The organism is Fischerella major NIES-592 (genome assembly GCF_001904645.1).
Taxonomy (GTDB): domain Bacteria; phylum Cyanobacteriota; class Cyanobacteriia; order Cyanobacteriales; family Nostocaceae; genus Fischerella; species Fischerella thermalis.
This window is the reverse complement of record NZ_MRCA01000002.1, coordinates 757,662-768,180: the sequence shown is the minus strand read 5'-3', so window position 1 is coordinate 768,180 and position 10,519 is coordinate 757,662. Positions and strand designations below refer to the sequence as shown.

11 protein-coding genes are annotated in these 10,519 nt (G+C 40.0%); 5 read left to right on the top strand and 6 right to left on the bottom strand.

The genetic code is table 11. The features are described 5' to 3' along the window. A partial coding sequence (locus NIES592_RS07300; protein WP_073555021.1) for a hypothetical protein occupies positions 1-183 on the bottom strand: 183 nt, incomplete at its 3' end. 25 nt (positions 184-208) lie between these two features. Continuing rightward, the gene (locus NIES592_RS07295; protein WP_062244174.1) at positions 209-1,102 is read right to left on the bottom strand and encodes an alpha/beta fold hydrolase; all 894 of its coding nucleotides are present in this window, start codon (positions 1,100-1,102) and stop codon (positions 209-211) included. A 168-nt stretch (positions 1,103-1,270) separates the two neighbouring features. Between NIES592_RS07295 and NIES592_RS07290 the strand changes: the two genes are divergently transcribed. The 3 genes from NIES592_RS07290 to NIES592_RS07280 all read left to right on the top strand — a co-directional run bounded on the left by NIES592_RS07290 (position 1,271) and on the right by NIES592_RS07280 (position 4,520). Next, positions 1,271-2,578, top strand: a complete 1,308-nt coding sequence (locus NIES592_RS07290) for a protein kinase domain-containing protein (RefSeq protein ID WP_073555306.1) — start codon at positions 1,271-1,273, stop codon at positions 2,576-2,578. Positions 2,579-2,737: 159 nt separating this feature from the next. Then, positions 2,738-3,007, top strand: coding sequence for a Ycf66 family protein (locus tag NIES592_RS07285; protein WP_062244170.1), 270 nt, complete (start codon positions 2,738-2,740; stop codon positions 3,005-3,007). A 10-nt stretch (positions 3,008-3,017) separates the two neighbouring features. Beyond that, entirely contained in the window at positions 3,018-4,520 is a 1,503-nt protein-coding gene (locus tag NIES592_RS07280; RefSeq protein ID WP_073555305.1) for a CIA30 family protein, read from the top strand. 168 nt (positions 4,521-4,688) lie between these two features. Here NIES592_RS07280 and pyrR read toward each other — a convergent pair whose 3' ends face one another. The 3 genes from pyrR to NIES592_RS07265 form a co-directional block, all read right to left on the bottom strand. Then, positions 4,689-5,246, bottom strand: a complete 558-nt coding sequence (pyrR, locus tag NIES592_RS07275) for a bifunctional pyr operon transcriptional regulator/uracil phosphoribosyltransferase PyrR (protein WP_073555304.1) — start codon at positions 5,244-5,246, stop codon at positions 4,689-4,691. 108 nt (positions 5,247-5,354) lie between these two features. Beyond that, positions 5,355-6,320 carry an adenosylcobinamide-phosphate synthase CbiB gene (gene cbiB / locus NIES592_RS07270; protein ID WP_073555303.1) on the bottom strand — a complete coding sequence of 322 codons (966 nt, stop codon included), beginning with the start codon at positions 6,318-6,320 and terminating at the stop codon, positions 5,355-5,357. A 77-nt stretch (positions 6,321-6,397) separates the two neighbouring features. Continuing rightward, positions 6,398-6,841, bottom strand: a complete 444-nt coding sequence (locus NIES592_RS07265) for an Rrf2 family transcriptional regulator (protein WP_009457797.1) — start codon at positions 6,839-6,841, stop codon at positions 6,398-6,400. Positions 6,842-7,234: 393 nt separating this feature from the next. Here NIES592_RS07265 and NIES592_RS07260 point away from each other — a divergent pair, with 393 nt between their 5' ends. Next, positions 7,235-7,648, top strand: coding sequence for an AbrB family transcriptional regulator (locus NIES592_RS07260; protein ID WP_009457795.1), 414 nt, complete (start codon positions 7,235-7,237; stop codon positions 7,646-7,648). A gap of 80 nt (positions 7,649-7,728) precedes the next feature. Here NIES592_RS07260 and NIES592_RS07255 read toward each other — a convergent pair whose 3' ends face one another. Beyond that, complete coding sequence (locus NIES592_RS07255) at positions 7,729-9,633, bottom strand: chloride channel protein (RefSeq protein ID WP_073555302.1); 1,905 nt, start codon at positions 9,631-9,633, stop codon at positions 7,729-7,731. A 378-nt stretch (positions 9,634-10,011) separates the two neighbouring features. Between NIES592_RS07255 and NIES592_RS07250 the strand changes: the two genes are divergently transcribed. Beyond that, positions 10,012-10,386: a hypothetical protein gene (locus tag NIES592_RS07250; protein ID WP_071846717.1), complete on the top strand. Its 375-nt coding sequence runs from the start codon at positions 10,012-10,014 to the stop codon at positions 10,384-10,386. Positions 10,387-10,519: the final 133 nt, after the last annotated feature.

Genomic DNA, 10,519 nt, shown 5'->3' with positions numbered 1-10,519 from the left:
TAATTCACGTCTAATGTGAATTAACAAAGGCGCTAATAGATCATGGGAAATACTCAACAAACCAATGACCACCCAACCACCCATGAAAGATCCATCTGTGTTATCTGTGTTTATCGGTGTGTATCGGTGGTCGATTTCTAAAAAAACATTTTTTACCAGGCGCAAGGAATATTGCGTCTCCATATTCAATTCACATCAGGCGTAATTCCTACTTATCTACGAAATATTGCTGTAATAACCCAATCACCACCTCTGGCTGTTCTAGATGTGGTAGCACTCCTGTATTCGGAATGACATGAAAATCTCGAATTGATCTGGAATTCAACTTTGCTAATCGTTGCCCTAATTTCACACTTGTAAATTGTGCTTCTTTCCCCCAAAAAATTACTGTGGGAATATTTAGCTGTTCAATATACAAACTTAAATCAAAATAAAGATCCCCCCGCAAAAATGCCAAAGCTGCAAATTTAGCATTTGGCTGTTGAGCAGAAAATAAATATGCCTCTACTATTTCAGGTGAAACTCGTTCTGGTTTAGCAAACAAAAAACTTCGCAAAAAGTTATTTACTGCAATTTCATTTTCAGCACCCAAAGCGTAAATTAAACTATCCAACGGTGGAGTGTTAATCACCTGAAGCGGTAGTCTGCGTCCTGCACCTTGCCCAAAGTCATCAAAACCAGAAGGACAGACTAAATACAACTCTTGAAATAAAAAAGGTTGAGCAATAGCTAGTCGAATCATCAAAGCAGCAGTTAAGGAAGACGCCACCACTTTTACAGGTGGGCAACAAGTATGTCTGATAAATTCTGTGATCGTTGTTAAATAATCATTAATTTGATAATCCCGTACTGGATGAGTAGAATCTCCCCAACCAATTAAGTCTGGTGCCAGTATGCGGTGAGAAGCTGCAAAAGCAGGATAAACTTTTGACCATTCATAAGCAGAAGACCCACCACCAAAACTGTGAAGAAATATTAGTGGTGGTAAATCTTCGGTCTCGACATCACACCAAGGTGCAGCAGTTTGGGTGTAGTAAACCATTGACCCTAAAGAGGTGTTAATTGTTTTATGCCCGAAGCCTGGAGGTTGAAACTGAAGCATATTCATCAGTTATTAGTCATTGGTTATTGGTCAATGGTATTCTTTACAATTAACCATTCCTTTTTATTACCCTTTATCTTTCCATTCTCGCTTTTCCCTTATTATTTCCGCTAGTAAACATTTTGTCATCGTGTGGCAAGATGAATAAAAACACTCCATCAGCCCACCATGTTAGGAAAGCTACTAGACGGTCGTTACAGAGTTATCCAAGTCCTGAGTGCCGGAGGATTTGGTGAAACTTATATTGCTGAAGATACCCGCCGACCAGGCAACCCTAAATGCGTTCTTAAGCTGCTGAAGCCTGCGAGTTCCGAACCTTATTATTTGCAGACTGCCAGACGCTTATTTAATAGTGAGGCTGAGATACTTGAACAACTGGGAAATCATGACCAAATTCCTCGTCTGTTAGCTTATTTTGAAGAGAGCGAAGAATTTTGCCTGGTGCAAGAGTTGATTGTTGGACACCCACTCAGTGCAGAAATGCGAAGTGGTCAACCTTGGACAGAAAGCCAAGTTATTCAGATGTTACAGGATGTTTTGGGAGTGTTGGAATTTGTTCACGGATACAATGTGATTCATCGTGATATCAAGCCTGATAATTTAATTAGACGTGATTCGGACGAGAAATTAGTTTTAATTGACTTTGGTGCTGTGAAACAAATGCGATCGCAACTCGCTGCATCTCCTAGTCAAATGACTGCGACTGTTGCAATTGGCACTCCTGGTTATATGCCGGCAGAACAGGCCCAAGGGAGACCACGCCCAAATAGCGATATTTATGCTGTTGGGATCATTGCCATCCAAGCGCTTACGGGAATCTTGCCGACTCAGTTGCAGGAAAATCCTGAAACTGGGGAGATTATCTGGCCTAACCAAGCCCAAGCTTCTCCCAGACTAATAGCCATTTTACAGAAAATGGTGCGCTACCACTACCGCGATCGCTATCAATCTGCGACAGAAGTCTTGCAGGATCTTCAGCAGTTACAACATCCGTTTCCATCAACACAACCACAAATTTCATCTGCCAACGCCCAATCAACTATGCCGCAGCTGATGAATATGTACCCACAAACATCAGTACCCCCTTCTGGTGTCACTGACTACTCCACACTCTCTTCTCAAGTTACACCGCCACCCGCTTGGATCAACAAAACTCTTTCTGTAGCTAGATTCTTACCTTTTGTCGGTGCGGCAGGATTATTTTTATTTAAAGCACCCACCTGGATTATCTTGTTAGGTATTGGTTTAGCAACTTTTGGAGTCGGTTTATTCTTCCTGCGTTCTTCATATCCAAGATTAGCAAAAGATTACGACGCTGTTTTTGCTGTAGTTTTCTGTTTGTGTGGCATACTGCTGCTATTTCAAGAATATCAATCCTATGGCAATCAAGAAATACCAATCACCCAGTTTTTACTAGCAGGAGCAGGTATATTTTCTGCTGTGGAGTGTATTCGTTTGCGTAGCATAAATAAATAGTGACTAGGAATTAGGGGCTGGGAATTAAGGGAATAAAGGCAAAATAATAAAGTCAAAAAATAAAACATAATTCTTCATCGATTTGATTTTTTAAATTTTCCAGTTCCTATTCCCTATCCCCTATCACCTATCCCCTATCCCCTTTAGTTTGTATTAGAAATGTTTAAAAACCCACTTAATCTAATTGGCACAATTTTAATTATTGCAGCCCTTGCTTTATCGGCTATGCCTTTTGTACGTCCCAATTTATTTCGTCGTCAAGATATAGTATTAATAATAGTGTTTTTTATTGCTGGTTTTATTCTATTTTTCAATAATAGATGGTCGAGCAAAGAATTAGTACAATTTAATTTAATTCTTCTAACTATATCCGCTATTTTTTACACTGTTGAAAGTATCCGATTACGAAGTAAAAATCCACAACAGTAAGGATACAATTATGACAAATAAAAATCGCTCTCAATGGGACTTAGGAAGATTTATCGAAACCCTTACCTATTTTGAAGTTGTACCTTTGATCAACTGGATACAAGATTTATTCCAAGGTCGTACCAAGGATAATCAAAATCAACCAAATGGAGCAAAGCAAGTGGGTGTAATACTAGTAGCAGGTGCGACGGGTGGTGTTGGGAAGCGAGTAGTACGGCGACTAGTTGAACGAGGTTATCGAGTGCGATCGCTTGTACGTGATATTGAGAGAGGGCGGTCAATTATTGGTGATAATACTGAATTAGTAGTTGCAGATATTACTAATCCACAAACGTTAACACCCCTAGTAATGGCTAACATCCAAGCCATCATTTGTTGTACAGCAGTGCGGGTGCAGCCAAAAGAAGGAGATACACCAGAACGAGAAAAATACTATCAAGGTGTGAAATTTTATCAGCCAGAAATAGTCGGCGACACTCCAGAAAATGTGGAGTATCGAGGCGTGAAAAACTTGGTAGAAGCAGCTGCGAAATATCTACCTGCTTCCGGAGAAAAAATATTATTTGATTTCACCAACCCATCCACAGAAATGAAAAATATCTGGGGTGCAGTAGATGATGTAGTCATGGGTGGAGTCAGTGAAAGTAATATTCAATTAGTAGAAGGTACAGCTTTATTTGCTGGTAATGTTTCCACTGCTAACTCTGGTGGCTTTGCTTCTGTCAGAACTAAAAATTTCTCTCCTGCTTTTAATTTATCTGGCTACGAAGGTATAAAATTACGTGTGAGAGGCGATGGCAAGCGTTATAAATTCTTTCTCCGTGCAGACACAAAATGGGATGGTATTGGTTATAGTTATTCCTTTGACACCATAGCAAATACTTGGATAGATGTCCGCATTCCGTTTGCGGATTTAGTTCCTGTCTTTAGGGCTAAAACTTTGCAAGATTGTCCACAAATTGCCACGAATCAAATTTCCTCATTCCAGTTAATGTTGAGCAAGTTTGAATATGATGGTGAATTAAATCCACAATTTTCTCCTGGTGGTTTTGCCTTACAAGTTGAATCAATCAAAGCTTACGGAGGGGAAGCTTTACCACAATTTATTCTTGTTAGTTCTGCAGGGGTGACTCGTCCAGGACGTCCAGGAATTAATTTGGAGGAAGAACCACCAGCAGTCAGATTAAACGATCAATTGGGAGGCATTCTGACTTGGAAATTAAAAGGCGAAGACAGTTTACGGGCAAGTGGGATTCCCTATACAATTATTAGACCTTGTGCATTGACCGAAGAAGTAGGTGGCAAATCACTGATATTTGAGCAAGGCGACAATATCAGGGGAAAAATTAGTCGCGAAGATGTGGCAGAAATTTGTTTGCAAGCGCTACAACAACCGCAGGCGTGTAACATTACTTTTGAAGTCAAAGAGGGAGAAGATCGCGCTAGTTCTATAGAGTGGCAAAAATTATTTGCACAACTACAACCTGATTCAGCAAGTCAAAGGCAGCTATAGCAATTCTATTTGATTTGTGACAATGAAAAGACTTAACTGTTGGCGTTCTTGGCGTCTACCCTTCGGGAACCCGCTTCGCGTGTATGGCGGTTTATTCTCCATCTTTATCTTATACAACGCCAGCTCCCGGACTTTTTTAAAAAAGTCGGAGAGCTTATTTGTTATCAATTAATCTGCAATCAGTTCAACAGCATCTCTTCCATCTATATCTTGTAAATAAACCTTGACAATTTCTTCTTTGGCAGTAGGTAGCTGCTTACCAACAAAATCTGGATGTATTGGAACCTCACGATGACCTCTATCTACGAGTACAGCTAGACGAATTACCTCTGGTCTGCCATACTCATTGACAGCATTTAAAGCAGCACGAACTGTTCTTCCCTTAAAAATCACATCATCCACAAGTACAACAATTTTATCTGTCAAATCAAAAGATATCTCGGTCTTTGCTGGAGTTCGTAGCCCTATTTGGTCGAGGTCGTCGCGATAAAATGTAATATCCAAGGCTCCTATCGGTACAGATAGACCTTCTAGTGCTTCAATTTGACGTGCCAGTAGTTGTGCTAAGGGTACTCCTCTGGTATATATACCAATTAGTACTAACTGAGATAAATCGCGCGTCTTTTCCACAATTTGAGAAGCAAGACGATTTACAGTTCGACGAAGTTCCTCAGATGAGAGAATCTCAACTACTTTAGCTTTGGTAGAAACGGTAGAAATAGCCATATACCAGTATCCCCTGAGCGATTTTTATCCTAAACAACCGAGTCATAGGGAATCAGGAATTAATCAGAAGTAATCAAGCTATCAATTTCCAACTCCCTACTTTCATGATTACCTGTTTATGGCAAATAACAACAGAGTCATTACCCCTAACCATAACAAAAAACAACATCGAGTTATTTGCAATGCTTGCTCAATACTAGCCGGGGTAATTGGATGAGTAGCATCTCCCAATAAAGGTTTATGTTTAGCTACGCCGCGATACCAATTAGTTCCTCCGAGCTGTACACCCAAGGTAGCAGCATAAGCACACTCACTCCAACCAGAATTGGGACTAAGATCTTTAGGTGCATCGCGCTGACAAATGTGGATTACATGCAAAGGTTTACCCGACAGCAGTGCTATGGTTATTACTGTTAATCGACAAGGAATCAAAGTTAAACCATCTTCTAACCGTGCACTAAACCAGCCCAAATAGGTATAGGGTGCTTGTCGATAACCCACCATTGAATCTAGGGTACTGCTGGCTTTATATGCCAAAGCCAAGGGAACTGGGCCAATAAATGGCAAAAATGCACCAACTATTGCATAAAAAAGAGGAGCTGTGACTCCATCAATTGCATTTTCTGTGACTGTTTCCAGAACTGCTCGTAAAATTTCTGATTCTGTGAGATGTTCTGTATCTCGACCAACATAGTTACTCAGGGTACAACGAGCATCCTGGATTTTTCCTAATGTTAAAAGTTGTAAAACTGTTTGGGCTGCGGCTCGCAAACTTTTAGCAGCAAAACAACTAGCTAGGAGAATAATTTCTATGGCAATTCCCAACAACGGGTGTAGGGATTTAGTAGTTTGTATTATTAAATAGCCAACAATGCCACTACCAATGACCAAGAAAATACCTAATAATATTCCTGCTAAACGTTGTATGAGAGGATTGTGACAATATTTTAAAGCAAATTTGCTGAAGCGAGAAATTATCCACCCCATTACTCGTACAGGATGAGGCCATCCCCAAGGGTCGCCAATGATATAGTCTAAATAAGCTGCAAGGATTAAAACAATCACAGAATTCATTTGTCATTTGTTATGTTGTATGTTGTTTTGTGTTCCAACCAACAACCAATAACCAACAACCAACGAATAACTAATGACTAAATAATAAAACTGGCTTCTTCACCAAGGGAGGCTTGCCAACTGCGAGCATCGTAATAAAGGTCTGCCAAAGTAATACTGTACAATGCTTCTTTCAATTTTTGGTGCAGCCTTTGCCAAAGAGTAAATGTTACCCAATCTTCTGCTTGTCCTGGAGAAGCTTGATGATGAGGTAAAGGTTCTATTGTTTCACCAACTGCTTCTAATATTTCGCCTAAAGATATTTGTGCTGGTTTCCTTGCTAGTTGGTATCCGCCGATGCTACCGCGAATAGATTTTACTAACCCAGCACGACGCATTTCTATTAGCAGTTTTTCTAGGTAAGGAGCTGGGATATCTTGACGAGAGGCGATCGCTTTCGTGGAAACAGGCCCATAATTCGGTTGTAAACTCAAATCTAGCAAAGCTTTGACACTGTAATGTCCTTTGGTAGTTAGTTTCATTTTCGTAAAGTTTTTATTTGTTGTTTGTTGTTTGGTGTTTCAACCAACCACCAACCAATAACTAAGGATCAGTTTTACTTATCGTTCTGTGTGCCAATAATCAAACAAGTGTAAGTAGACTAATTTTAGCTATGCTTTAGGAAACTTAAACAAACATAGATTACAGTGTAGCAGTCTTTCATAAACTAGAGATAGTTATCAGCTTCAGCCATATTATTTAAATTAGATTGCATAGTAAATATTAATAGACCTGCAAAAATTTGCTGAATTGTGTAATATACTTTGCGGTAGCTGATATAAAAATAAAAGGATTGTGTTATCACTTCCTCAAGGTCAGCTAAAATAAAATCGATTCAACTCACTCAATCGTTCGTTCATTTTCGCTCTAAGTTGATGGCTAAACAGAAAAAAATTGAACCCCTAACCGGCGAAGAGTTGCTCAAGAAAGTCAAAGAACTAGAAAATCTGAGCAAAGAAGAAAAAGCTAAACAGTGTGGCTACTATACTGTGACTAAAAATGGTATAGAGCGCGTCAACATGATGAAATTCTTGAATGCTCTCATTGATGCTGAAGGCATTCAGTTAGATAGCGCACCTAGCGCAAATGGTCGTGGTGGACGCAGTGCTAGCTACAGAATTAGTGTGCAGTCTAACGGTAACTTACTAATAGGTTCTGCTTACACAAAACAGATGAATCTCAAACCCGGAGATGAGTTTATCATTACTTTGGGTAAAAAACACATTCGTCTGAGACAGATAGACTCAGATGAAAGAGAAGAGGTCGAAGTTCTAGAAGCAACAGCATAATATAGTTAATGGTCAAAAGTCCAAATTCAATAGTCATAGTCAATCATATTGACCATTGACTATTGATCATTGACTAATAACTAATGACTAGTGACTACATCTGTTATTGTTACCGATGGTAGATAGTGACAAAGAGCTTTACGGGTGACTGCCACATTACAGGTTAAAGCAATTTGTTCCCGTTCTAGTAATCCTAAAATTTGTTCGGGGTCATCTGACGCTACTACTGGTAACTGATGCAAGCCGCGAAGAGACATGCGATCTAAGGCTTCAGATAAGGGTTCATCTTGATGAGCATAGAGAATATCAGTGGTACAAATATCAATTAGGGTTTGATTGGATAGATTACCTTGATTTGCAGTTGATGAATCTGGGTAGTTTTGCCAAGCAGAAAGGGTACGGTTGATATCTTCTAAAGAGAGGATACCAACTAATTGCCCTAGTTCATTTACTACTAAAGCACTGCGGGTGCGATCGCGTGTCATTTCTAAAGCTGCTTCGATCACTGTCATGGTTGCTGGCAGTTTTTTCGGACAAGGATGCATAGCTTCTTGAACAAGAATTTGCTGTAAAATTTCTGCTTGCTCGTCTTTTAATTCCGAAAGACCTATTTGTTGAAGATTGGAGTTGGAGTTTGAATTGGGCTTTATCCGCTCCACTAACCAAACACTTAAACCGACAGCCGCCATTAACGGTAACACAATGCGGTAGTCCCGCGTTAATTCAAATAACAATAAAATTGCTGTTAATGGCGCTCTGACACTAGCAGCAAGTACGGCAGCCATTCCTACCGTTGCATAAGCAGGGGGGGCTGCCATAAAACCACTGATTGCAGGTGCTACATTTGCCAAAATTTTTGCATAGGCAGAACCTAAAGAAGCACCCAAAAACATTGCTGGTGCAAATACACCACCAACAAAACCACTGCCAACACTAATTGCTGTGATAACCAGTTTTACTAGCAACAACAAAATTAACAGCTGCAATGAAAACTCCACATCTTGCAGCATCGCTTCTACTGTTTCATAACCAATACCTAAAATTTGCGGTAAATATAAAGCGGTAACACCAACAATCAGTCCACCGATAATAGGATGAATAGGTAATGGTATTTTTCCCAATATAGAAAAACCAGGAGCTTTACCTGCAAAGCAAGCTTTTGCCAGGCGAATTAATTGCGTATAAGTCAAAGACACCAAACTCGCCCATAAACCCAAACCAAGATAGAGTGGTAATTCTAATGGACTACGGACTTGGTAAACAGGTAAGGCAAAAGCCGGTTGTCCTCCCAAACCAATATGAGAAATTAAAGCTGCGACTACTGCTGCTAGTAGCACTACACTTACCGCAGAAGTAGCGAATGATGTTGCTCCCAATACAACTTCTAATGCAAAAAAAACACCTGCGATCGGGGCATTAAATCCAGCTGCTAAACCAGCAGCTGCACCAGCACCTAATAATAGACGCTGACGTTCTTGTGATACTTGTAACACCACAGACAGCAGCATCCCAAAATTGGCACCAATTTCTACACTAGGCCCTTCTGGCCCCAAAGAAGCACCACTTCCCAAGGAGACAGCTGCTGCTAACATTTTGGTAACTGGACGCAACTGTCGTTTGATTTCTCCCTTTTGAGAAGCAGCAATCAATGATGAAAGTCCAGGGCCAAAGTCTTGGGTTCGCCAGCGCATTAAACCAACAATTAGTCCACCTAAAATAGGAACGCAAGCTAAAGTCCAAGCACCCCAAACACCGATCACACTCATTAGATTTTCCAGCATCAAATGATGGATCAGCCCGATTAAATAATGAAAAGTTACCACACCCATACCACTACCACTGCCAATAAGCAAGGCCAGAAGTAACACAACTGTTTCTGGGGATGGTTGAAAACGATTAACTAAATAGGTTAAACGGAAGGAAGGGAAACCAAAGGTGGGTTTTTCAGTCACCTTCCTGAGTTCTGTCGGAGGCAGGAGAGTCATTGAGTGAGGAGTAAATCTAATAAAAAATTTAAATTTTTATGTCTTACTTTTCATTGTGAGTGATCATTTAGCAACCAGACAAGTCACGAAATGGGGTCAAGGAAAAAGGAAAAAGATTAAAAGTACAAATAATGACTTTTACCATTCCCCCTTCACCTTTACCCTACTACTGGAAAAAGTCAATTTGGGCAGAGTATCTACATATGTTTGAGAAATTTACAAAGCTTTGGTTAAAAATTTTTTAGTGTGCAACATTAATGTGGCGATAATGCTTAAATGAGAGAGAATTATGGTCGGGGAAATCTACACACTTTTTCAGCAGGAATTCAATATAGCTATTGTTATGAAGACAGTAAGTGGACTAAGCGGACGAGGTAGATGAATACACACACTTTTGATAATCATTATTTAACTTGCCCCATTTGCCAGAATTCTACGCCTACCCCAGTTAAAAGTTATGTTGGATTGTTTAGCTGCCCGTATTGTCACCAAAGGCTAGTTGTTTGTAAAAGTGGTCACTATGTCCGTGATCCGTTCACCTTAAGACAGATAATGGTTTCCTCGACATTACGCCGTCAAAGCCGACCTCTAGCCAGGATCATTCGGGATTTTTTTGTCTTCAAAAGTCCTTTGCTAGCTGTGGTTGTAGGAAGCGCTATTGTTTTTGGTATGATTTCTATGTATCAGCAAAATCGTAACAGTGACACCTCGTCACCAAAAATAGAAATAGAGGAGGGAAGAAAATCCCAGTGAATGATGTCCCTGGGATGCATATCCTCTTCCACAGTTTTCAGTATGAATATATCAAAAAATATACTTGATGATTGTTGGTAGTTGGTTGTTGATTGTTGTTTGGAAAAACCCTACTCTACAACAAGCCTATGAG